25 protein-coding genes are annotated in these 23,407 nt (G+C 46.0%); 22 read left to right on the top strand and 3 right to left on the bottom strand.

The features are described 5' to 3' along the window. Positions 1–270 precede the first annotated feature (270 nt). From MKQ70_RS15000 to MKQ70_RS14925, 17 genes are all read left to right on the top strand, one after another. Positions 271–1,491: a hypothetical protein gene (locus MKQ70_RS15000; protein ID WP_248072281.1), complete on the top strand. Its 1,221-nt coding sequence runs from the start codon at positions 271–273 to the stop codon at positions 1,489–1,491. Next, the gene (locus MKQ70_RS14995) at positions 1,473–2,651 is read left to right on the top strand and encodes a hypothetical protein (RefSeq protein ID WP_248072280.1); all 1,179 of its coding nucleotides are present in this window, start codon (positions 1,473–1,475) and stop codon (positions 2,649–2,651) included. Before MKQ70_RS15000 ends, MKQ70_RS14995 begins: the two co-directional genes overlap by 19 nt. Continuing rightward, positions 2,651–2,893, top strand: a complete 243-nt coding sequence (locus MKQ70_RS14990) for a hypothetical protein (protein WP_248072279.1) — start codon at positions 2,651–2,653, stop codon at positions 2,891–2,893. The genes MKQ70_RS14995 and MKQ70_RS14990 overlap by 1 nt, the downstream gene beginning before the upstream one ends. A gap of 10 nt (positions 2,894–2,903) precedes the next feature. Further along, a complete protein-coding gene (locus MKQ70_RS14985; RefSeq protein ID WP_248072278.1) occupies positions 2,904–4,640 on the top strand; it encodes a hypothetical protein in 1,737 nt (578 codons plus the stop codon). Positions 4,641–4,845: 205 nt separating this feature from the next. Further along, the gene (locus MKQ70_RS14980; RefSeq protein ID WP_248072277.1) at positions 4,846–5,109 is read left to right on the top strand and encodes a hypothetical protein; all 264 of its coding nucleotides are present in this window, start codon (positions 4,846–4,848) and stop codon (positions 5,107–5,109) included. After that, on the top strand, positions 5,106–5,993 hold the full coding sequence (locus MKQ70_RS14975) for a hypothetical protein (RefSeq protein ID WP_248072276.1): 888 nt from the start codon (positions 5,106–5,108) through the stop codon (positions 5,991–5,993). Before MKQ70_RS14980 ends, MKQ70_RS14975 begins: the two co-directional genes overlap by 4 nt. A gap of 59 nt (positions 5,994–6,052) precedes the next feature. Then, positions 6,053–6,787, top strand: a complete 735-nt coding sequence (locus tag MKQ70_RS14970; RefSeq protein ID WP_248072275.1) for a hypothetical protein — start codon at positions 6,053–6,055, stop codon at positions 6,785–6,787. A gap of 21 nt (positions 6,788–6,808) precedes the next feature. Further along, complete coding sequence (locus tag MKQ70_RS14965) at positions 6,809–7,534, top strand: hypothetical protein (protein ID WP_248072274.1); 726 nt, start codon at positions 6,809–6,811, stop codon at positions 7,532–7,534. Between the two features lie 11 nt (positions 7,535–7,545). Beyond that, positions 7,546–8,412 (top strand): DUF6443 domain-containing protein, encoded by an 867-nt coding sequence (locus MKQ70_RS14960; protein ID WP_248072273.1) that lies wholly within the window; start codon positions 7,546–7,548, stop codon positions 8,410–8,412. Further along, complete coding sequence (locus MKQ70_RS14955; protein ID WP_248072272.1) at positions 8,364–9,791, top strand: hypothetical protein; 1,428 nt, start codon at positions 8,364–8,366, stop codon at positions 9,789–9,791. Before MKQ70_RS14960 ends, MKQ70_RS14955 begins: the two co-directional genes overlap by 49 nt. Before the next feature lie 5 nt (positions 9,792–9,796). Beyond that, positions 9,797–12,160, top strand: a complete 2,364-nt coding sequence (locus MKQ70_RS14950; RefSeq protein WP_248072271.1) for a hypothetical protein — start codon at positions 9,797–9,799, stop codon at positions 12,158–12,160. Continuing rightward, positions 12,082–14,091 (top strand): hypothetical protein, encoded by a 2,010-nt coding sequence (locus MKQ70_RS14945; protein WP_248072270.1) that lies wholly within the window; start codon positions 12,082–12,084, stop codon positions 14,089–14,091. Before MKQ70_RS14950 ends, MKQ70_RS14945 begins: the two co-directional genes overlap by 79 nt. Before the next feature lie 161 nt (positions 14,092–14,252). Then, complete coding sequence (locus MKQ70_RS14940) at positions 14,253–15,140, top strand: RHS repeat domain-containing protein (RefSeq protein ID WP_248072269.1); 888 nt, start codon at positions 14,253–14,255, stop codon at positions 15,138–15,140. Between the two features lie 121 nt (positions 15,141–15,261). Beyond that, the gene (locus tag MKQ70_RS42250; protein WP_372490116.1) at positions 15,262–15,594 is read left to right on the top strand and encodes an RNase A-like domain-containing protein; all 333 of its coding nucleotides are present in this window, start codon (positions 15,262–15,264) and stop codon (positions 15,592–15,594) included. After that, complete coding sequence (locus MKQ70_RS14935; protein ID WP_248072268.1) at positions 15,560–15,862, top strand: contact-dependent growth inhibition system immunity protein; 303 nt, start codon at positions 15,560–15,562, stop codon at positions 15,860–15,862. The genes MKQ70_RS42250 and MKQ70_RS14935 overlap by 35 nt, the downstream gene beginning before the upstream one ends. A 487-nt stretch (positions 15,863–16,349) precedes the next feature. Next, the gene (locus MKQ70_RS41260; RefSeq protein ID WP_248072267.1) at positions 16,350–17,120 is read left to right on the top strand and encodes an RHS repeat domain-containing protein; all 771 of its coding nucleotides are present in this window, start codon (positions 16,350–16,352) and stop codon (positions 17,118–17,120) included. Between the two features lie 13 nt (positions 17,121–17,133). Next, positions 17,134–17,643: an Imm42 family immunity protein gene (locus MKQ70_RS14925; protein ID WP_248072266.1), complete on the top strand. Its 510-nt coding sequence runs from the start codon at positions 17,134–17,136 to the stop codon at positions 17,641–17,643. Between the two features lie 62 nt (positions 17,644–17,705). On the opposite strand, the gene MKQ70_RS14920 is transcribed toward MKQ70_RS14925, so the two are convergent. Next, a complete protein-coding gene (locus tag MKQ70_RS14920; protein ID WP_248072265.1) occupies positions 17,706–17,864 on the bottom strand; it encodes a hypothetical protein in 159 nt (52 codons plus the stop codon). A gap of 931 nt (positions 17,865–18,795) precedes the next feature. Between MKQ70_RS14920 and MKQ70_RS14915 the strand changes: the two genes are divergently transcribed. Together MKQ70_RS14915 and MKQ70_RS14910 are read left to right on the top strand one after the other, a co-directional pair. Then, positions 18,796–19,191: a hypothetical protein gene (locus MKQ70_RS14915; RefSeq protein WP_248072264.1), complete on the top strand. Its 396-nt coding sequence runs from the start codon at positions 18,796–18,798 to the stop codon at positions 19,189–19,191. Positions 19,192–19,561: 370 nt separating this feature from the next. Beyond that, positions 19,562–19,924: a hypothetical protein gene (locus MKQ70_RS14910; protein ID WP_248072263.1), complete on the top strand. Its 363-nt coding sequence runs from the start codon at positions 19,562–19,564 to the stop codon at positions 19,922–19,924. 124 nt (positions 19,925–20,048) lie between these two features. On the opposite strand, the gene MKQ70_RS14905 is transcribed toward MKQ70_RS14910, so the two are convergent. Next, positions 20,049–20,597: a hypothetical protein gene (locus tag MKQ70_RS14905; RefSeq protein WP_248072262.1), complete on the bottom strand. Its 549-nt coding sequence runs from the start codon at positions 20,595–20,597 to the stop codon at positions 20,049–20,051. Between the two features lie 488 nt (positions 20,598–21,085). Between MKQ70_RS14905 and MKQ70_RS14900 the strand changes: the two genes are divergently transcribed. Together MKQ70_RS14900 and MKQ70_RS14895 are read left to right on the top strand one after the other, a co-directional pair. Then, the gene (locus MKQ70_RS14900; protein ID WP_248072261.1) at positions 21,086–21,403 is read left to right on the top strand and encodes a T9SS type A sorting domain-containing protein; all 318 of its coding nucleotides are present in this window, start codon (positions 21,086–21,088) and stop codon (positions 21,401–21,403) included. A 179-nt stretch (positions 21,404–21,582) separates the two neighbouring features. Continuing rightward, positions 21,583–22,008: a DUF3592 domain-containing protein gene (locus MKQ70_RS14895; RefSeq protein ID WP_248072260.1), complete on the top strand. Its 426-nt coding sequence runs from the start codon at positions 21,583–21,585 to the stop codon at positions 22,006–22,008. A gap of 205 nt (positions 22,009–22,213) precedes the next feature. Here MKQ70_RS14895 and MKQ70_RS14890 read toward each other — a convergent pair whose 3' ends face one another. Further along, positions 22,214–22,504 (bottom strand): LytTR family DNA-binding domain-containing protein, encoded by a 291-nt coding sequence (locus tag MKQ70_RS14890; RefSeq protein ID WP_248072259.1) that lies wholly within the window; start codon positions 22,502–22,504, stop codon positions 22,214–22,216. 324 nt (positions 22,505–22,828) lie between these two features. On the opposite strand from MKQ70_RS14890, the gene MKQ70_RS14885 reads away from it, so the two are divergent. Next, positions 22,829–23,380 carry a hypothetical protein gene (locus tag MKQ70_RS14885; RefSeq protein WP_248072258.1) on the top strand — a complete coding sequence of 184 codons (552 nt, stop codon included), beginning with the start codon at positions 22,829–22,831 and terminating at the stop codon, positions 23,378–23,380. Positions 23,381–23,407: the final 27 nt, after the last annotated feature.

Raw genomic sequence — 23,407 nt, 5'->3', positions numbered from 1 at the left:
TAAAGTGGGAAATACAGTCTATACGGCGAACAGCCCCTATAAAAGGATGGTCGCCAATATCGCAGCTCGCCTATTGGTTATCTTACCGCGAAAGAAGCCGCGGCAGCCGGTCAGGAACCCGATATTCTGAACTATCCGCTGAATAATTATGATGATTTTAGTCCTGTGGACTGCAATAAGGTGGCGGTACAGCATATTAGTCGCGTCAGCGATTATCGTAAACCATCACACATTTCAGAGATTTCGGTACAAGCGGAAGACGGCCGTCGGATGGTTTATGGGCTGCCTGTGTATAATATCAAACAGGAGGAATACTCTTTTGCGGTAGACCCTTCCAAAGCAAATACAACAACTAATCGCGTTACTATATCCGAATCGAAACCTGGTGAAATTAATCACAAAGCGGGGCTGGATGAATATTACAACAAGGAGGTGCAACCGGCATACGCTACGAGTCACCTGCTGACCGCTGTATTGTCATCGGATTACTCAGATCTCACTGGCGACGGTATCACGGCTGATGACGCGGGTACGGCAGTGAAGTTTAACTACTCCAAAATTAATGCGCCGTTTAAATGGCGTACGCCATACGACCAGGCCATGTATAATAGGGCGCTGTATGCGGATCCTACGGATGACAAGGGCTCCTTTGTGTATGGAGAAAAGGAACTTTGGTACTTACATTCCATAGAATCTAAAAACATGATCGCCTATTTCATTACGGATGATCGCCAGGACGGTTTGGGAGTGTTGAATTACATGGGCGGTAAAAACGATGCGGTTAAACAGCGTCGTTTAAGGGAGATTCGCCTGTACGCCAAAAATAATCTCAGTGTGCCGATCAAAACCGTGGTGATGGAATACGGTTATACACTTTGCAATGGTGTGCCGAATAGTAATGCGGGCGGAAAACTCACGTTGAACAAAGTTTATTTTAAATATGCAAGTTCTGGTAAGGGGGTACATCATCCTTACGTATTCGAATATAAGAATACTGCGGGGTTTGGCATTCTGCAAACGGACCGCTGGGGCACTTATAAGCCGTCGACGGCGAATACAGCCAACGGCTGGCCGGATCTGAAAAACGATGAGTTTCCGTATGCTGTTCAAAATAGCGATGCCAACGAGCAGGTGGATATGTGGCAGTTGACAACGGTGAAATTACCTACCGGTGGTACGTTGCATGTCGGCTATGAGGCAGATGATTATGCCTATGTGCAGGATAGACGATCTATGGGTATGACCAATATCCTGGCTATGATTAAAGGGGATGGCGCCGTTACGACTAATCTGAATGAGGCAAAAGGGCTGCGCATCAAAATTCCCTATGCGAAAACAGACGGTGAGGCAACTACGTGGTTTGTACGCGAGTACCGGATAATGAACCCCAGTTGTATGCGCGGTTGTTCCTCAATATCAGCGACCTGCCGGAAAGCACAGACGAACAGTTTTATGATTTCATTCCTGCTTATATGTTGGTGGACAAAGTGACCATATCCGGGAGTGGTACAACGAATACGTACGCCAACGTGATCTTTAAAGATAAAAGGGAAGGCAACGTGACAATGAACCCGATGACATTAGCCGCCTGGCAAAAAATGCGGCAGGATTATGCATGTTATGCCTATCCCGGTTACCGGAACAGGGTGCAGAGTGATCGCCCGGTGCAGGCTGCGTTGAAGCAGATTGTTACCGCGATCAGCAACTTCAGGGAGTTAAGGGAAAACTTCTATGAAAGAGCAAAACGCAAGGGGTTCGCGAAGAATGTAAAACTGTCCAAAAGCTTCGCCCGGGTGGTGAAGTGGGATGGTCACAAAAAGGGCGGTGGTCTGCGTGTGAAGATGATCAGGATGAGTGATAACTGGCAGGAGATGTCTGGCGAATCGACGGATAACAGTTATGGCCAGGTCTATGAATATAATACTACGATAAGCCCTACCGATGAAAGGGTGATCAGTAGCGGGGTGGCGGCTTTTGAACCGTCTATCGGTGGCGATGAAAACGCGTTACACCTCCCGGTAGAATATATGGAGGATATCAAAGGGGGATTGAGTAATTATTTCTTCCTGGAAAAGCCGTTCGGGGAGTCGCTTTATCCCGCGCCGCAGGTGGGTTATAGCAAAGTGACTGTACGTCGCCTCAACGGCTCGGACGCTGCCGATCCGAAAAATAAAACCGGCGTGGATGTATCTGAGTTCTTTACTGCTCGGGATTACCCGGTGATCGTAAAGTCGCAGCCGCGGCCTGCGGTATATAACTATCAGTCTAACAAGTCATTCCTGTTTTTTGGCGCTAACGTCGTTCACGAACAGGTAATGTCGCAGGGGTATACGATTATCCTGAATGATATGCATGGTAAGCCCAGGGCCGAACGCTCGCTTAATATGGGCGGAAGGGAAATTGCTTCTACGGTGTATGAATATGACAGTGAGCCTTACAATGCCACATCGTTCCGTCTGCGCAACCGGGTAAAGGTGGTGGACGAAGAGGGCAATATCGATCCTGTCGAACAGGTAATTGGACGGGAGCTGGAATTGTATACGGATATGCGCGAGCAGGAGACTAAAAACTTTGGCCAGACGCATGCCCGGGCGTGGACGTTATACCAGGTATCTTCTCATTCCCGCTGCCTATTCCTCACTTCCCGCTGATGATCAACAAAGAATACCGGTTGTTCCGTTCCGCTTCCGTGCTTAAAACGGTGCAGTACAGCGGCGTAGTGAAGAAGGTGGTTAAAACCATTGACGGCTCTACCATATCTGCTGAAAATGTGTTGTACGACCGACTCACCGGGCAGCCGGTAGTTACCTCAACGCAGAACGAATTTAATGATCCGGTGTACACCCTGAATATACCGGCATACTGGATCTACAAACGCATGGGGGGCCTATAAGAACCTGAACATGCTGTTCCAGAATTTCACTACGACCAATACCGCTAATATTCCGGCCACTTATGGCGCCTTCCTGTCGCCCGGAGATGAGCTGGTGAGCGTGGATAATGGCGAGCATTTCTGGGTAATCGGTGATGAGGAGGGAACGACTGCCAGCCTAAAGATGATCGATCACACCGGTAAGCTGGAACCATATTACCTGGGTACAGTGAAGGTGTACCGCTCCGGTTACCGCAACCAACTCGGCGCCAGCACAGCATCGATTACCAGCCTTCGTAATCCTGTTGGAAAAGACGGGCGCATCGTATTCTTTAACAACGCACAGTTGGAGCAATACGGGGTGCTGGAAGCAAGGGCTACTTTATTCGATGACCGGTGGGGAATGCCGGGATGTATACAACAACCATGTCCGGATGGGTATGTAATGGGGGAGGATGGTAATTGTTATATTCCTCCTGAAGTAGAAATCGATGCGCCAGGTATGTGTGGTGCCGATAGTAAGGATTATTACAACGTTCGCGGTGCAGCATTCTACGCCACATTGGCTGCGACATCGACCAACGATACCTTACGCAATGCGGTTTGGGGCGGCTCCGCCGGAGGCGCCGGCAACGGCGCGGCGCAGGGGCGTTTCTCGGCTGCGGGTGTGGTATTATGTCCGTCGCCAAAAGGTGCATTGCCTACAGGTAGTACCTGGGATGGTTATTCACGTTGCTTTACCGTGCCGGATATAACATCAACTTACTACCTGGGTATGAGCAGTACTGCAAATATTCGTATTTACATCGATGGGGTGTTGGTGAAAGAGCGTGCGCAGGGCCTTGGGGCTATCAACTATACCCGTTATCACCTTTATCCTATCACGTTTACAACAGCCGGTCAACATACGATAGCTATAGAAACAAAAACAAACGGAATTGCTCCGGGTGCTACACAATGTGCTGTGGAAATATATAAGGCTTCATTGAGCACCTTAAAAACAGGCACGGAGCAAACGGTTCTCAACGCGCGCATATTTACGAGTTACGATATGCTGCAGGATATTTTCAATGAACGTAAGAAGACAAACGTTTATGTGAAAAATGATGCAGGTACAGTACTGCTGCGATACCTGAAATGCGGCACGGGTGCACCGTCTATGTGCGGTATGCCTAACTGCGGTATGGTACCCGGGTTCGACTGTGCTCCCGGTGCCAGCCAGATCCCGGAACAGGAGAAGTGTGTTTATTATGCGAATAAAAAAACGGACGCCATCTATAGCATTGTAAGAGGCAGCCAGGTGAATGATTATGGTATCTATGGCACCTATTTCTTCGATGCGTCTAATAAACTGAGGGATGTTAAGACAAATGGCTTCTGGGGCAAATGTGTAGCCGAAAGCACATCCAGTATGGCCGCCAGGACGACTGCAGCAACCGATCCCGAAATAACTTACTCTAGTCAGGCGGTACAGGATACGGCTACCGGCAAAAGCGCCGCAAGAATCACCGCCGCGGCAGCGACTACCGAAACCTTCTGCGGCCGCTTAAATAACTGTGGTATCTGGCTGGGTGGTGATCGTGCCATACATGACGGTAAATGGTGGTCGGTAAAAAGCTGCTTCTACGCACCTCAAAGCGGTATGTATTATATCGGATATGCCGGCGATAATAACTACAGGATTAAGATTGATAATGGGGTTATCCAGAATACCTGGACCCGTCGAACTACAGTCTGGTGCATTGGGAAGTACGGCCGATTTACTTAAATGCGGGCAGCCATAATATCGAGATCATGGCGCTCAATTTTCCAGGTTCATTGGCTTCCGTGGGGGTTGATATATACAACAATACTTATGCCCAGTTGATGTCTGGTACCGGGCTTTACTTGATATTCAGTACCGAGCACATGGTGGGTACCAATGCCCGCACTGCCATCTATTTTACACCGGACGTGCCTACTAATCGTTTCGAATGGGGGCTTCAAAGGTGTTCTCACTCTGCGGTTTGGCACCTGTCTATAAAGTAGTGGCCAAAGGAAATGTGATTAATCCATACCTGGACGGTTTCCTGGGTAACTGGCGGCCGGTGGAAAACAAGGTTGTGCAAACCAACAGGCAGGATAAAAATGTCTTCGATGAGGTAACCGCCAAAGGGCTGGATATCCGCAACAGCGCGCCTATAAGAAATTCACGCCGTTCTGGTACCGCGCCCTGGGCAAATGGACGCGCGATATGACGGGCATTGAAAATAACAGTGATAGTCTTTGGGTTACCAGTAATTATGTAACCCGTTACAATGCACAGGGACAGGAAATCGAAAATAAAAACGCACTGGGCATATTTAGTAGCGCATTGTATGGTTTTGGGCAGTCGCTGCCGAAAGCGGTAGCCGCCAATGCACAACAACGTGAGGTATTCTACGAGAATTTTGATGACAGGAACTTCAATCGCCTGTGTGCAACAACAGATGTCTGTGATCCGGATCTTTTTACGCTGAAAGAGGGCTCGGCTGGCGCCCTGGTGACGGGCGCGGCGCATAGCGGTAACTACGCTTTTGAACTGAAAGGCACCATGGACCTGACAACGCGGGTGCATAATATGCAGCATAAAGCAGGCATCTATCTGTCGAACAATCCGCTCGGTGAATATTTCAAAAAATATATTCCGGAACTCTACAGCGGTGGATTTAGTCCAATGCCCTATAAGAGACATATCGTATCGGTATGGGTGAAACACAGTGACCTGAAGAGCAATGATCCGGGTTTTCTTATGACAGTGTATGGGGTGCAGCTTGACTTCAAGCGAAAGGCTACTGTGGAAGGCTGGAAATTGATGGAAGCGGAGTTTACAACGAATAACCAGGAATCACTGACACTGCGCCTGGCAAAAACGTTGGACGGGATTATCCTTGATGATCTACGCGTATTCCCCTTCGATGCACAGATGAAGAGCTATACTTACGACGATAAGACAATGCGGTTGATGGCGGAGCTGGACGAAAACAACTATGCCACATTCTATGAATATGACGACGAAGGAACGCTGATCCGCGTGAAAAAGGAAACGGAACGTGGTATTATGACAATTAAGGAATCGCGTTCAGCTTACCGTAAACAATAACCGAATTATTATTTCATCAATATGAAAAGAAAATATTTCACAATCGTTCTGATTATTGTGTGAGTGGCGCACTGGCATCAGCCTGGGCATTTCGCCACGAGGTGTTGGTTGAGCCGGCTAAAGTGGCTATGCCCGAAATGATGGTATACAGCCGTGATCAACAGGAAGCAGTCGATAACCTGCTGGAAGTGTTCGATCAGTTGTCTAAACAGCCGACTTACGCCTTTTCAGGTCAGGTAAATGTAGTGGACCCGTCTGATAGTACTGCGAACATGTCTGTTCCTTTTCGATATGCCAAACATGGCGACAGTGTTTATTATCAGCTGGGTGAGAGCCGGATGCTGACGTTGCCTGGTATTTCCGTATCAGTGGATGATGGCGTTCGTAAAATCTTTGTTGCCGGCGGTGCGCCGCGGCAGTCGGGCGGCAATCCTTTCACCATGCCGAAAGATACGCTGTTACGCCTCTTCAGCATGGAGGGATACGAAGTGTCGTCTATCATTAAAAACGGTATAACAACTGTTAAGCTGGCTCGCGAAAATCATGCGACATGCAAGGAATATCGCCTGGCATATGATACACAAATGCGTATACGGGAAATTTACACCCGCTTCACCGACTTCAGCGATCCATTAAACAAAGAGAAGGATAAGATCACTCAGGTGACCGTGTTTGCGTGGGAGGAAGGTCATGCTCCTTCCGCTTTACTGAACAGCGAGCGCTTTGTAAGGCAATCGGAACAAGAGCTTTTGCCAGGTGCTGGCCTGGAGGGGTACGAGATCGTCATCCAGTAAAAATCCATTGTAGAACCAGAAATGAAACAACAAATGATGGCTCAGAATATTTTTTATAACCTGAGAAGAATATGTCTTCTTCTTTTCCTGCTGGTGCCAGCGCTTCGCTCGGTTGCCGCGTTGGAGCCCTATCAGCATGTGTTGCGGGGCGCCATTAAGAAGGGCGACGTGCTGACCGTAAAAGATGAGAAGTTCCAGAACCCGGCGTACGATTGGAGCAGGATCAACAATCTTTCCGTAGAAAACCTAATCACTTTCGGGTTGTTCCGGGATAGTTCCTATACTTTTAAAAAATCCTTTAGCTGTGAACTGACGCTAAAAGTGGAATATTGGACACAGCCGGATCAGCAGCAACCGATTACGCTGGACGACATCAAATTAAAGGTAAATTACGATACTACTTACGGTGCCAGCTATCAGGCCGAAGCGGTATATCACTTTAAAAATGCACACCGGTATAAGATTACCGTTAAAGATATCAGCAGCGCGGAACTGGGGGATAAAATTCCGCCGGTGTTTACGCTGAATGCCCAGATATTTATTGATCGTAAATACCTGCCTGATGATAAAGCGAAGCCGGAGCCGATGACGGTGACCACCTCGGGCACCACTGTTGGATTAGCCGGCCGCGGAATGGGTACTATGGATGCGGGGGAGCCAGATTGGTCCGTGACTGTAGGGTGGGGAGTAGCCCCGGCGCGGATGAGTACGACCTGGAGTGGACTTTTATTGATGAAACCTCTTTAAATGGGGAAGTCTTGTCTAGCGCGGGAAGTTCGGTGACAGCAGCGCAACTGGTCCCGATGTTCCGGAATAACGCGACGCGTGTAACGATCGCCGGGCACTCGTATAAGATTTCGCTTGTACATAACAACAGGTACCTGCTGGTGCGCTGGCGCGGGGTGTCGTACGATACGGATGAGTTCCGCAATGAAGGCGTCTGGCACTACGAACTGGATAACGGCCAGTTGGGTGTCATTACGCTCAATACAGAATGGCACCTTCCGTCCCTGAACTGGCAGTATAATGCTACCTATGCGGAAGAGGGCAAGAAAAAAGAAATCATCAGTTATTTTGATGGAACACTCCGTAACCGGCAAACCGTAACAGTGAGCAGTCCGGATGCAGTGGCGCATACACAGGACTATGCGATTGTACAGCAGAATGTGTACGATGAATTTGGCCGTGTGGCAGCCAATGTTATGCCTGCCCCGGTGGAAGGTATTGATCTGCGCTATTACGGCAATGTAAACCTCTTTGCCTCCAATATTCCCTATACAAGGGATCACGTGTATGATGGTAGTTTGGCCAGTTGTATCAAGCCTCCGAAGCCTATGGCGGCGCTTGGCGGTGCAGCCAGGTACTATTCCGACTCAAACCCGTTTTTGGGGCAGGCGACATATAATAACTATATTCCTGACTCAAAGGGTTATCCTTTTAGTGTGATCCATTATACGCCCGATAATACGGGACGTATCGCTGTGCAGGGCGGACTGGGACAATTTATGCAGCCGGGAGAAGATCCCAAAACAGATCGTGTGACACGCTTTTTTATTCCCGTCCGTACGAAGGGGAGTTGGAAAGACTGTTCGGTAATGATGTGGGCGACGCCAGTCATTACCTGAAAAAGATATCTGTAGATCCGAACAAGCAGATCGCCATCAGTTACGAAAATGTTTCCGGAAAAACTATTGCTACGGCTTTGGCAGGGAAGAGTCCAGATAATGTGGATGAATTACCGTCTGCAGGTACGCCTGTGGAGCGTACGTACCCCGTGCTGAAGCCGGATAATATGGTGTTTGACCGTACTACGCTGACGCTTCGCGGTTACACCACTTACGTGAATACGATGGTGGGCGAGGCGCAACTCGGCTATGAAGTGCAGCGCCTCATTAAACAGTATGAAGAAAATGGCGTCAGCATTTGCAGCAACTGCTATTACGCGCTGAAAATAGAACTGCACGATGATTGCGGAGAAAAGAAAGGTACCTGGGTGATGCCAGTAACCATTGGCTCCGCAACCGGTGATTGTAGTGTAAATGGGAAGCAGTCGGCGGAGCTTGATTTTACGTTTGATAAGATCGGCGCCCACTACATCACCTTCGAGTTGGCGATGGATCCGAATGTGATCGAAAATTACACCGAGGATTACATCAAACGTAATACTAACCTGCGCACGGAGTTCAATTTTATTGTTGAGGCTTTGAAGGATAACGATTACAGTGGCTGTTTTACCGAGTGTGAAACCTGCCTGACCGCACTCGGTAGCCGGGAACATTTTGTGGAACGCCTGAACGATCAGTTGGCCAGGTATAACGTAGATGTGAGCAAAATGGGTAAAGATTACGAGAGCTGGGCTAACGGTCTTTACGTATCCTTACTGTCACAATGCCGGGCTGCACAGGCTAATTGTGCAACCTCGCCCTGTGATGAGCTGAAATCGCTTATGTTGAAAGATGTTAGTCCCGGAGGACAGTATGCCTTGTTCACCACCGACCTGGAACCGATGGAACCGGGGATAAACATCCTCTACAAGAACTGGCGTACACGTTTTACTTCGGCAGACCAGTTGACACTGGCGGATGGCCGGGTAACATCGCCGGCTGATCCCACATTTACGCTGGATATGTTGATACAATACTGGAAGCCTGAATGGGCTGAGAAGTTTGTCAACCTGCATCCTGAGTATTGCGCCTATACTTCTTGTATCAATACTGCATCATTCCGCATATGGGATACCAAAATAAAGGACATTTATAATTCCGTAGCAGATATCTCGAAAATAACCCCGGGACTGCTGTATGATCGTAACAATCCTACCTGGCTGCTGGCGGTAGACCCCTTCTTCGCAGAGGGAGCGCCGGGATATCCCTACCTGAGTTCATTTATAAATGACCTGCGGTTGTATTCTACCCGCATTTTGAATATGCCTTCCAATGCGGAGGTAAAAAGCATCAGTAAGTATGTGGATTATAGCCTTTACTGTGCTGCCGGGGGAATATGAACCCGTTGACAGACGATCCGTGGAACAGTTGTACGCCTGCTGACGCTTGTCGTATTCCTGACAGGGAATGGCAGTTGTACCGCGATCTGTACATGGATGTAAAGGCCCGATATTATCAGCACGTGATGGAGTCTGCCTGTGCAACTTCCTGTAAAATTGGCACGGCACAACCTTCTTTTAATCAGTGTCCGAAGCCGGGTGATTTCCTGTTTAAAGAGGATCCCGATAGCCATGCAACTTGTGGTGAAGGGTATAAAAGTGTGCAGGTGGTATATCAGGGTGGAAAGATCTCCCAGAATCTCTATATCCATTTTGCTTATTCGGCGCCTTATAATGACGCGTCCAATACGCCTTATGTTACGACTGGTGGCGGCAGCGGTAACGCCTATATCTGTGTAAAAGACAATACACCGCTTAATGCCATTCATATTGATCTGGTTTCCTGCAACGGGGCGCCGGTAAATACAGTTGCAGCCATTACAGCCACTGCCGCAAGTGACTTTTGTACAACAGTAACGAAGGATAACTTCGTGGTGGAAAGTATCGCACTGGGCGGCGGTGAAACAGGCTATTTGACAACAGTTCGGTACAACGGCAACATCCCTGAAGGTGGTGAGGTGGTGGTTGTGCTGAGGGAAATGCCGCATGGCGGTGAAGTGGCCCGGCCGAAGTTCAATCACTTTAACCAGCAGGAAGAGTTTTCGTTTGAAGGTGTGTATAAACTCGGAGTGCACAGCTTTACCTGTTCCTATACGGATCCGGGTACGCCTACCGGGGATTTCTGTTCAACGATCAGTAAAAATGACTTTGTCCTGGATCTGAACTCATCGATCCCGGAAGGTGGTACCAGCTGGCAATACTATGTAGGTTACCTGGGCAGCGCAATTCCGGCGGGAGTATCTGTTACGATTTACACAGCTAACAATGCTTCCGCGCAGGAGTATTCTGTGACCATCAATGGCAGTGATCCGCCCATGGTTTACGAAATAAATGCTCCAACGGAACAATTCATAAAACGGATTACCTGTACCGGTAACGGAACGGTAACGTTGTGCCCGAATATCTATAAAACGAAAATATCACGTATCTCCAGGACAATCTCACCGCCTACAGACAGGGCGGCGTTGGAGGCGGAATTGAACTTCCAGCTTACCGAAGCGATTGCTGGTTCCTGTGAAGCCCAGGCTGATCGCTGGATGGAATTAATGGAGCCCTGCATCAGTGAAATGCCCGACGCTGCTACTAAGCGGATCGCGCTCCGGGCCGCCTTAATCAGCGTGTGCGTGGCCGGCGGCGACAAGAATCATCCGGATGGCGCCAGCACCCTGCCTGAGGGTACCTACAGCGCGTTGAATGATGCCAGCTTTGAGGCGGCTATCAAGCGGGTGTTGGGCATCAGCAGCTTTACCATGAAATGTAATCCGTGGTTGCTGGAATCTCCCTATCCTTACAATGTGCGTCCCCAGATGGCAGATCAGCAGCTGGTTACGTCCGATCCGAAAATTTGTGCGAAACTGGCCACGCTAAAGTCTGAACACGTGGCTGCAGCACCGGGTCTTACGTTCTTCCAGTATTTGTCGTTCAAATACGGTAAAGAGCAGCTGCGTCTCACGGCCGCCGAAGTGGCCATGTTGGAAAAAAGCTGCGGCAACTGTCGTTATTTGCTCGAAAAGCCGATGTACATGCCTGTGTTCATGGATACAGTAAGCAAAGGCTGTGTAAACGCCGCCATTTTTAACGCGGCCTGGAATGACCTGTTGGCCATTGCACCCACAACAACGGACGCCAACTTCGGGCAGATTGCCACGAATTACCTGAACCATCGCTGGGGCTTTACACTTGGTTACAATGATTATATCACTTATCGTGAGCGGGTACAATCCAATAACAACGCAGTTGAAATGCTGTGTAACGTGCCGGCTTTTGGCAACGTGGATATTGATCCCTACGGCTGCGTATTGGACCTGATGAGTAATGCGATAAACAGCGGTCGTCAGCAATACCTAGCTTACATCAATGAAGTGAAGGAAGAATTCCGTCGTAATTACGTAACATTCTGTGGTAACAACCAGGCGAAAGTGTCGCTGAGTGCGAAGGAGCAAACGTACCACTATACCTTGTACTACTACGACCAGGCAGGAAACCTGGTGCGTACGATCCCTCCTGAAGGGGTACAGCTGCTTGATGATGTGGCGGTGCAGCAGGCGGTGAAAAGCCAGCAATTGCCGAATGTGGATTGTAATTACAACGGTCCTGCTCAAATACGGACAAGACCGCTGCCTTGGCTAAAATGGCGCAAACGCTGGCCGCCAGTAACGGAGCTATTGAAATGTGGCTTAACGGCGACTTCGGGGCTGCCCGCCAACTGATAGCCAGCCCGGACGGCAAATACCTGGTAAACATCTGTGTTGACGGCCGCTACCTCAGCGCCGATATCTATACACTAAAACGCCTGTCTGGCGGTGGCGCTTCGGTAGAAGCATCTAATCATACCCGTGTGGATTTAGCGCCTGTATTGCCATTGCGTGAGTGGGTACATGTGGTGTTGCAAGGCGAGCAGATCGCCGGTAAAACCATGCAGGTATACGTAAATGGTGCCTTGTGTTTATTTGCTCCTAACGCGCCGAAGGGAAGTTGCAACTGGCAGGTGGATATGAATGGCACAATAGAGGTGTTGCCGGAGAACCTGGCATTACTGAAGCATATGCGTATGTATAACAGGCAACTGCGCAACGAGGAAATAGTCGCGAATGCAAGTGAGATATGTATGGCGATTGCGCCGGTTTATTATGATAGCCTGGCTGTGGTGAACGGAGCGCCGTTGCAATTGTGGAGCCGTTTTAACACACCGGCTGGTGGTACTGTAACACCGTCGAACCCGACGGGTACAGAGCAGCAGAATCCTTTGGTGTTTCCCGGACATCGGATGGCGACGAGTTATGCGTTTACCTCATTGGGGCAGGTGGTGCAGCAGAAGACGCCGGATGCGGGAGAAAGCAAGTTTTGGTTTGATAAACTCGGGCGCCTGTTTGCCTCGCAGAATGCTGAGCAGTTCGCGCCGACTGGTGGCGGTGCAGCTAATCGATACAGTTTTACCCGGTACGATGCGCAAGGGCGTATAATCGCAGTGGGAGAGAAAAGTAACGTTGGTACCCATCCAGGTGCCAATGGCTTCGTACCCCGCAGTGTAACGACTGCCTTCGCCCTGGAATCAAATGGATCGGAATCGCAGATTACATCCACGGTCTACGATTCTCAATATCCAACCTTTAACGGTACCCAGGATAATTTGCGCAAGCGTGTTGCAGCAACGACTTACCAGGATGTAGCAGGTGGCGATGTATTGCAGGCTACCTACTATAGCTACGACCAGATTGGGAACGTGAAGACACTTTGGCAACAACTGGAGGGATTGAGTTCATTACGTAAAATTGACTATAAGTTTGACCTCGCCAGCGGAAAGGTAAATATGGTGCGTTATGCGCCAATGTTTAACAGTACTGCCAAAAGCATTTTTTACAAGTATAACTATGACGGCGAGAACAGGCTTATAGCTGCTGAAACTGGCCTTAATGCAGGAAATACCTGGGACCTGCCGGTAACAAAGCAGGAGGCTTCCTATCAGTACTATCTTCACGGTCCGCTCGCCCGCACGGAGCTTGGTCATCAGAAAATCCAGGGGCTCGATTATGCATATACCTTGCAAGGGTGGATCAAAGCCGTGAACGGAAATGTCCTCGGGGCCGATATTGGTGGAGATGGTAATGGAAATAGTCCGGTTTTGAGAGACGCGATGTCTTACAGCCTGGACTACTTCACCGGCGACTACACCGCAATTGGTGCAAATGCCGCGTTGACACATCAGTGGCAACAAGCGGGCCCGACTGGTCGTAACCTGTATAATGGTAATATCAGCCGTAGCATCGTTGGGATAAAAAGTCTGAATAATGACTTGCCAGTCGGCTACAGTTACCGTTACGATCAGTTGAACCGACTGACGGGGATGCGTCAGCACCCTATTCATTCGAATACGTGGACAGCTGGTGATGCAGATTCATTGTATGGAGAGGATGTTAAATACGATGCGAACGGGAACATTCTGAGCTATGTAAGACGGGGTGAAACGGGTGCGCCGATTGATCGTTTGAGGTATAATTATAACTTAGATAACGGTTTTCTGAGTAATAACCGCTTAAACTATGTTTTCGATACAGCGGGCGCTGTATATACTAGTGGTGAAATTCGCGACCTCGGAAGCCAGACCCCGGGGATTACCAATATGATAAAATTGGGAACCTGATTTCGGAAAATGGTGTATCTTCCATTGGCTGGACTGTATACGGTAAGATTAAGGGAATTCAGAAGACCGACGGAAGTTCTTTGCAATATAAGTATGATGCCTCTGGCAATCGGATTTGTAAGACATATACTGTCGGTGGGGTCGCTACGAAGACCTGGTATGTGCGCGATGCACAGGGCAATGTGCTGGCTGTGTATGAGCAGATAGGCGACGGTCCTATCAAATGGAAAGAGCAGCATAACTATGGTAGTAGTAGAGTCGGGCTTTGGAAGCCGGATGTGGACGCGAGTGTTACTGACTATGATCTTGCGTGGTATGGCGGCAGGAAAAGGAATTATGAGTTAACAAACCATTTAGGCAACGTACTAGCCACGGTATTTGACGATGGAGATTTAATAAGTGCAACAGACTATTACCCGTTTGGGATGGCGCAGCGTGGAAGGAGTGTGAGTTTGAGTTCTTATCGTTATGGGTTTAATGGGAAGGAGAATGATAATGAGGTTGGTAAGGGTGATGGAGGGCAGCAGGATTATGGGATGAGGGTGTATGATGCGAGGTTGGGGAGGTTTTTGAGTGTGGATCCGATTGCAATTGATTACCCGTGGAACAGCACTTATGCCTTTGCAGAAAATGAACCAGTCTCTAATATCGATTTAGATGGCCTTGAAAGAGTCTCCGCAATTAATAAGCCAACTGTTGGTCAGACTCTTGATAAGATGCATGCGAGGAAGCTACTTGAGAATATGGTTGTGCTTACCGCTGCAAAGTGTCATCCCAGTGGGCAGGTGATCTCCGACCAAATGAATGCAAAACATCGTGAGGCAATTGCAAATCTTGATTTCAAAAACGGTCAGGTTGCATTACCGAGATCTTTTGTCGAGCATCTATTTTTAGAGCCACGCACTATTGGGTCTCTTGACTACCAACTCCCGCCGGAAGCCGGACTACATTTTTCTCGAGAAATGATTGATAAGAATGGTTATGCAACCGGTATGCCGTTACCTATTATGGGAACTCCCCTGATATGGGTGCCGGGCCACCATCTGTGAGGATGCTCGCAAGCATTCGAGCCACAAATACTACAAGGGCTGCTGGATGGTTACGACTTCATGAAGGTGAGCGTTTAGGCCATACTATTGCGAAACATGTTGGCAAAACGGATACCGGCTACTGACCCGTTTACAAAATGAACGAAGAATAGCAGCTTCTAGTAGCTTTACGAACCTAAACGTCGCGGAATCTGTTGTGTCGAGGACTATAGAATCTAATCAATCGAGGATAGCCGCCTGGCTTACTAGTGGAAGAAGTAATACGCTTAAGCTACCATTCACTGGGTCCGAAGTTATTGGACGAAGTGTTATGCAAGGCGAAACTGCAGTTAGAGATGTTAACAACGCAACTGTTATTCTTAAGAAATTAGAAGGAGGGGGTATCATATTCATACTGCATATCCCAAAAATTAATAATTATGAGTTTTGTAGAAGATTACCCCAATTTGGCTGAGTTTTTTCCGGCTTACTTTGCGGATGCTGACCTTTTAGGGATGTCGGATGTAGAAGCGATCAGATTATTTGTGTCAGAAAATAATAAAAGTACTGATGGAATTAAAATGTTAAAGGATAGTTGTGATGAGCTTTCAGCACTATTGACAAACATTGATTTACATTGGCAGAGTGTCAGCGATGAAGCTAATAGATATTTTGTAAGCCCCGCTGATGCAATGCAATGGTTGAAGATGGTAAGTAAAGAACTCTCTAACTTAATTAAATAGCTCAAAAATTAGAAAACCTGGTGCTTTTGCGCCGGGTTTTCTATTCACTAGCAAAAGCCTTTAGTTCTTGGATTCGCTGCAATCCATAGATGGACGAAGGACACAATGCCTGTCATTGCCGGGAGGTTTGTTAGGCCATTGAGGCAATGAAGTATAGATCGGTTCTTAAGAACGTTGTTATCGCTGATCTCAAGAAGCAGGTAATCGACAGGTCTGCCAAGTAGTTTAGTGATCTTCTTGATCACGTCCATTGACTGTGCTGCTTTCTGCGTTTATGCGTTCCGATAATTAGGCAAGACACGCCACCTGTCTGTAATGTCTGTTGTGACTAGCCTTTGCACCCCGTGTATCTGCTATGATTTTTTCTCGTGTTCACGTCTTAAGGATGCCGTTCTAAATGATTATGTGGCATTATTGTGATAGTGGATAAGATACTGCTAGCGCCTGATCGATCTCGGAAAATGGCGTATCTTCCATCCAATGGACGGTGTACGGAAAGATCAAGTCTATCCAGAAAACCGACGGAAGTTCTTTGCTATACAAATACGATGCATCCGGCAACCGTGTCTGTAAAATCCATACCAAAGGCAGTGCTGTCATAAAAACCTGGTACGTACGGGACGCACAGGGTAATGTGCTCGCCGTATACGAACAGGAGGGCAACTCCCCGTTAAAATGGAAAGAGCAGCACCTTTACGGCAGCAGTCGCCTGGGTGTCTGGAACGTAGATATCGATGCGAATACGACAGATATTGAAACACCGTGGTATACGTCGGTAAAGCGGTATTACGAGTTGACAAACCACCTTGGTAACGTGCTGGCGACAGTGGCGGACGATGGGAACGTGCTGAGTGCTTCAGATTACTATCCGTTCGGTATGCCGCAGCGGGGCAGGGGGCATGATTTTAAGGCGTATAGGTATGGGTTTAATGGGAAGGAGAATGATGGTGAGGTGAAGGGGGATGGCATACAGTACGACTACGGTTTTAGGATTTATGATGCAAGATTAGCACGTTTTTTATCTACGGATCCGTTGTTTCAATCTTATCCGTGGTACACCCCTTATCAATTTGCAGGTAATAAACCTATTGTAGCAATTGACCTGGATGGTCTTGAGGAGTTTGTCAAAACTGATTGGCATGATGCAACGGGGAAAGTTTATCCTGGCGCATTCTCACCAGCTGGAAGAAGCGATGAGGGGGATGGTATTAGGAATCTTTCTGAATATGCCAAAGAAAGGTTAAAAAACATTGATTAATAAATTTTTCAGAATGAATTTTGTTGGTAATAAAGAGATATTTGCGTTACAGTGGGATGTCGATAGTTATCACGCTCCGTATTTGTATGGATATTTTTGCTTTTGGGTAAATAATAATAAAGTGGGAAATTTAGATGAGATATCGACTTTGACAATAGTATCAAGTTATCTTTCGGATTTTCTAAAGAATAAAAATAACCGTTTGTATGAAGGGTCTGAACTAATGGCCAAGGAAGATTTATTTCATTTATTGTACTTGGGTTTTTTTGATGGTAGTTTTAAAGGTATAGAATTGTATTATAGAATGAGCGAGTATTCAAATATGTTCTGGCTTGATGAGATTGGCGAATATAGCTTTAGAGATAAAATAGGTATGATTCTTATCGATGAGCCTGTAAAACAAAGACAGCGGATGATTTGGATTGAATTTGGGAATAATGTAGTTAATGAGTTTTTTATCCCGGCGAATTATTTTGATGATGTTGGAAGTCAGTTTTTGGACAAGATTGATTCTATGCTTTAACGGAATAACATACTTTTTCTATAAATGTATTTAACGTTAGTCGTTAGCGTGGGCCAAATGGCCTACGCTTTTTTATTTACTATAAGCAGTTTTGTTTTAAAATCCCTGATCATCATATCGATGTGTTCAAGTACATAAGTTTTGGCATCCGGTGTTAGTGCATTAATATCTTCCAGTCTTTTAAGGGTAGCCTGATCGAGTACCAGGTTTGTTTTGCCCACCAGGTAGTCTATGGAATAAGAACGGTACGTTTGACTAAAACACACCGAGGGCTTCCGCTCCCTTCGATTGGCCGGTAGTCTTATTGAAGCGGCCATGATTGCCGCGACACCAATGGGCGTTTCGGACAACCTGCGGAAATCGCACCGGCAGTGGTGTTCCTCGCATCGGAGTATGCGTCATGGATTACGGCGAAAATATCGCTGTATCCGGCGGTATGCGCTAACATCGGCATGGTCTTTTGATAAAATGAAGTTCGTCTGACCAATGTCGGGAGCACTTCATTTTATGATACAAGGTATGATGGCGGCGTGAAGGGACTTCTGTTGACGAATTTAGCTGCTATTTACGTAGATTTGTCAGTCAGATATCCAGCAACGAGTAAGCCATTTGTTGCTCGCAAGATGCCCAAATTTTAGCGAAAAGATAAATTCTAGTGAAGGAGAAAACGTGTTGGCTTCCTAATTAAATAACATCCTGGAAAGGCTAAAAAGATGTGTGTTAAGTGGCTACATCGAAAAGTGTTTCCTCATAACTGGAACATAAAATTGTTTTGAAAATCAGCTAAGCTAAGGTTGCGTGAAGAATCGGGGATAGGATTGGGCCGGAGAAAAAGCGTGGATAAATCTGCTTAAGATCGAAAAGCGAAAAGTAATGAAACGTCGAGAAGTAAAAGTTATGAAAATCGATACTTATCTATCAGTAGGTACTATTGCAACAATTTTATTCCCGGGATAAAAGACCGCCGATCATAGGTGATATCATCGACTATGATGGGATAAGTTATCATATCTCTGGATTTATTGTAACAAGTAATGCTTCGCTATTAGCTGAGAACGTTAGCAATAGTATTTACGAGTGTAAGTTGACCAAAGCTTAGAGATCCACGGCACATCGCCAAGCTATACACTTTAGTAATAAATCCAGCCAGATATGGGAAATAAGATAATTGTAGTGCCTAAAAATAGCGAAGCACTTAATGCTATGTATACAGACGCACCTTTCGGGAAAGATGTTATTCAATTTTCCCTGACGGACAAACAAGTTCATGAACTATGGGATTGTAGTTTCTTCTATAACTTAAATCACCTTGCTGAGGTAAATATCGATATTGGAGAGGATGATTGTATTGTAGGTGTTGATAAATTGAAAATAATAGTGAGCAGCGGCGTCTTTGATATCAGGTTTAAAGATCAGGAAGTTAATAGGTTGTTGACCGAGCTGAAGGATCTTTTTATTGCTGCAATAGACCACGGACAGGCGTGTTTTTCTACCTTTAAAATGCTTTTCGTCAGGTGCATATTGCTGTGGTCACCGTATAAATCCTAATCGGAGCATCAAATTATAAAGGGGCTGAGGCGAATACAGACTATTACAATCAAGAAGTTTTAAGGATATCGGACGTTTTGATGAAATATAATAAAATCCAAAAACAAGAGATAGAATGAATGTTGTAAAGGAAAAAATAGGAGTGTGCATAATTGCGATGCTTGGCGTGGCTCTGTCATCATGTGACTCTATGGTTATTAAGACGCCTGTTGATATCGAGTATAGAACAACTATACCCTCCTTGTTTAGAGTGTTGGAAGCTGGCGAAAAGGATTCTGCGGCATTGGGCAATTTATGACGAGGAAGGGGGCGTGAGGGGTATTGGATTGGTCGAATTGGGCTATACGTGAGTGGAAACTGAAAAAACACCATGGAAAATATTATTACGTTAATTAATAAGACTGCACGGGAATTTGTTTTTTTAGATATGTCGATTTATAGTTATAGTAACAACGAGCTCGTTATTGGGATGAGCGACGACCTTACTTATTATCATAAGTTTGAGATTAAGTTTAAGAACGTGTTTGCTATTATATGTAATGCGTCCTGGAGCGTCAATACGCAAAAAGAAATAATTAAGTTGGCAGATTCGTCATTGGCTGATGAAATTAATCTAAAACATAGGGTTGAAATAGGGAATTCGGTTTTTCAGTTGATGAATGAGGATGAAGTAGTGTTTTATGTCGTGGCAGCCGGGCTGGAATTTCGGGAGAAAGTTGTAAAATATTATTAGATGGAAAGAGTATGATGTTATTCTCTTTCTAATTTAACGGGGAATTGAAAGGACGTTAATAAACTGCTGCGAAAAATATGGGGTCTCAAACCAGGGGCACCGGTAAATACATTTGCAGCCTAAGCTATTTAAGATTCGGGATCCATTCATTAGCTATTTTTCTGAATTCAGGGCCAATGTACCCGAAATTCACTTGCGCACTGCTATTGCGAATTGCATCGTATGTGCATGTTATTGCATAAATTAAGGCGGCTAGTATGGTAATGTCGGCATCATCGTCGGTGGTTGCAATCGTTTTTGTTATTAGGCCTAAATTTATAGCACGCTGCTCCAGGCTGGCGAACTGCCTGTCGTTTTTGAAAAATGACATTTTATTTCCTTTGTGAACTACGGCCAGATATAGATCATTATTTATTACAATCTTAGCGTGTGGTTTGTATCCTTTTATATCTAATATTATATCTTCGTTGTTTATGTTCATTAAGTATACGGTATTTAATCCGAAGGATATGAAAGATGGTTTAAATCTTATTGTTGTAACTATTTGATCTTTGGCGTCAAACAGTTGCCAGCGGTAACGCCATCTTTTAGTAGAGGTGTCGCCCCGGAATACTAGTTCGTCGTTAATTTTGAAAGTCGCGCTGAATTTTCGAATATCAATCACTATTTCCATTTCTTGTTACTTTAAGTTAAGTATTTATTGTTTCGCAATAAGGAACAAAGGTAGCAAAAGGCGTTATTTAATAGATAGGATACAGTTTCAACAGGTAACTACAGAAAGTCGCCAGACGAGTTTTAGGGAATTGGTCAATCCATTGATGCATTAATGCTCCGAAATTTCTCAGGTTTTCGGAGGATAGCTGATATACTCATTTATATCTTTTGAGGATCATTTGGTGTTTTGTGGTTTTGTTGTTGATCGCGAGCTGATTTTTTGATTTGATTAAATGATAATATCTATCTTTTATAATACATACGCTTTTCTTAGCGCTTCGAACTGTAGGTTTTGCTCGACTAACCGATTTTCGTTCAGCGCATATCTTTTAGTAAGTGTTCCTTTAGAGTTTTATTCGCCTATATGCGAAATTGCGTGTCTCGGGTTGAATTTACCCTGTACCAACCGAAATAATCATATCCAGGTTGTAGTGAGATATTTTGCGGTTGATTGTTCTTCTTTCCCGGATTGAACTTGTGCAATTTTTATCAACGCCCGAATTACAGCCTGTCCGCAATGGTTACCGCTGGCATCATAATCCTATGAGCACAATGCTTTATGTCGACGATGAAAGCGGGGGTGATCTGCTTGCCACGATTACTGTATTCACTTATTCGGGAGCAAAATTACTGGAAGTGAATAATACAGCCAGGCAGCAGAAAACCGGCATCGATATGTCGGGATTACCGGGCGGGATGAATTTTGTGGAAACCAGGAGGAAATCGGGTAAGGTGGGGTATTTAAAAGTCTTGAAAGTGCGGTAAATGGTGCTTAAGCTGTAAACAGAATATGTTACAATCGCCAGATTAAACAGGCTGCCAAACCTGGGTAAAGCAATTGCTTTTCCCGGGCACGACAGCAGATACGTGACCTATTGATATGTAAAGCGTTACCTTAGCCCTCAGTTTGTAGAAGGAATGAAAACAAAATTTGGTTTTTAATTATGGAGGATATATTCTATTGGCTTTTTACTGTTGTTGTTAGCGGCATTATGATAAAAAAGATAATTATTGTAAACGCACGGGAAGTTTTTAAAATAATTCGACAAAGAAGAATAGCAACGAAGACAACAGGGATCGTAGTTGATTTTAATGTTAGGGTTGATCCTGGTGAATTTGATATGTATGCTTCAGTTGTTGTGTTTAAGGTAGAGGAAGATAATAAAGAGTATACTATTGTATCTGATAACTTCGATTTACGAAAACCAAGTATTGGAGAAATAGTAAGTGTTTTCTATGATCCTGAAAATCCTCTAAAGGCATTGATCAATCCTTCCGATATTTTAAATCGTAAGATTTTAATGCTAGTAATATTGTCTATAATTTTAATTGGAATAAATGTTTATGCAGTAATTGATTTGCTTAAGTGAAACGAGTACTCGGAAATAACCAGCAAAAATCGCCCCGTCCATATCGGCCCAAAATCCGTCTTAACCTTGTTCTCGCTGAAATATTATTGACCCTATAAGGATCCTCTACAGATCCTATAAGCTAATCTTCTAAAACCCGCCATCGTCAACAGCACCCATATAGGATCTATATAAGATCCATATACCTTCTGCAAAAAAAAATCTTTTACAATGCATTGTTTAAAACATACACCCTCGCGAGCAACTTTTTGTAATAGGGCTTCGCCAGCGGAATGTCCATGCCCGCTATGGAAACTACATCGAGGTCGATAGAAACAATGTCAGGCAACGATACTGCATATGACCGACTGATACGGAAAAATTTTTCTGAGCCCAAGGCGTCGATAGCCCGGTCCATCGTAATGGGGATCAAGTATTGCCGGCCGGGGGCATGAAGTTTTACAAATTTCCGGCAACCTTCGATCACAACTACTGGAGAGGTGTCTATTTGTTTCAAAAGGTTATTCTCTCGAATAAAAAGACTTTGGCTTTCTGCTTCATATGCATTTTTAGATAATTAATACGAGTTGTATTCCTTTCTGGTAAAGAGTTTGGGCAGATGGATGCATCATTCGGACTCAAAAATGGGGGTTTGGGAACCACGTTTATGCAGCTTCGGTCCTTTGCACCCCAAACCGCCTTTTTTCAACCTTACCTTTGTTTTGTTGATCGCCGGAAAGGCTTCGCTCAAACAACCGGTGAGGAGCGACACCGGTTGTTTTCCTCCCGGCAATTAACACCTTTTTTAAATAACATTTCTTGACTTAAATCAAATTTTTATATGGCGAAAATTAAAAACAATCTCTTTTTGAAAGGTGCGTCCGGTACGTTGGGCGACCAGTTAACATACCGCCAGTTTGGCGATGATACAGTGGTATCTGCCAAACCGGTGATGGACCCGAACCGGCAGCCCACCGAGGAACAAACGAAGCATCGTAGCAAGTTTTCTGACGCTGCATCCTACGCTACGGAAGCACTGGAATCAGAGGAGCTGAAGGCAGAGTATCGTAAAGCCGCGCCCAAAGGCAAAAGCGCCTATAACATGGCAGTAAGTGACTACTTCAACGCCCCGGTGGTGAAAAAGATCTCGCTGGCGGATAACGTTGTCTCCGTCTTGGCGAAAGACGACTTCCGGGTCGCATCGCTGAAGGTCAGCATCCTTTCCGCCGGTGGCGAAGTGCTGGAAGAGGGCGAGGCAACGCCTAACTCCGTGAACCGCGAGAAGTGGACTTACACGACCGCGCTCACAGCCGAAGTCTTAGCCGGCACCACCCTGCGTGCTGTGGCAAAAGACCTTCCCGGTAACGAGGGAACGCTTGATATCGCAGCGTAAGGTTTATAACGGCCGCTCTCCCAGGCA

Origin of the sequence: Chitinophaga sedimenti, assembly GCF_023156195.1 — a bacterium.
GTDB classification, from domain to species: domain Bacteria; phylum Bacteroidota; class Bacteroidia; order Chitinophagales; family Chitinophagaceae; genus Chitinophaga; species Chitinophaga sedimenti.
Note: the sequence above shows the minus strand (reverse complement) of the source record. Positions and strands in the feature narration are given on the sequence as shown.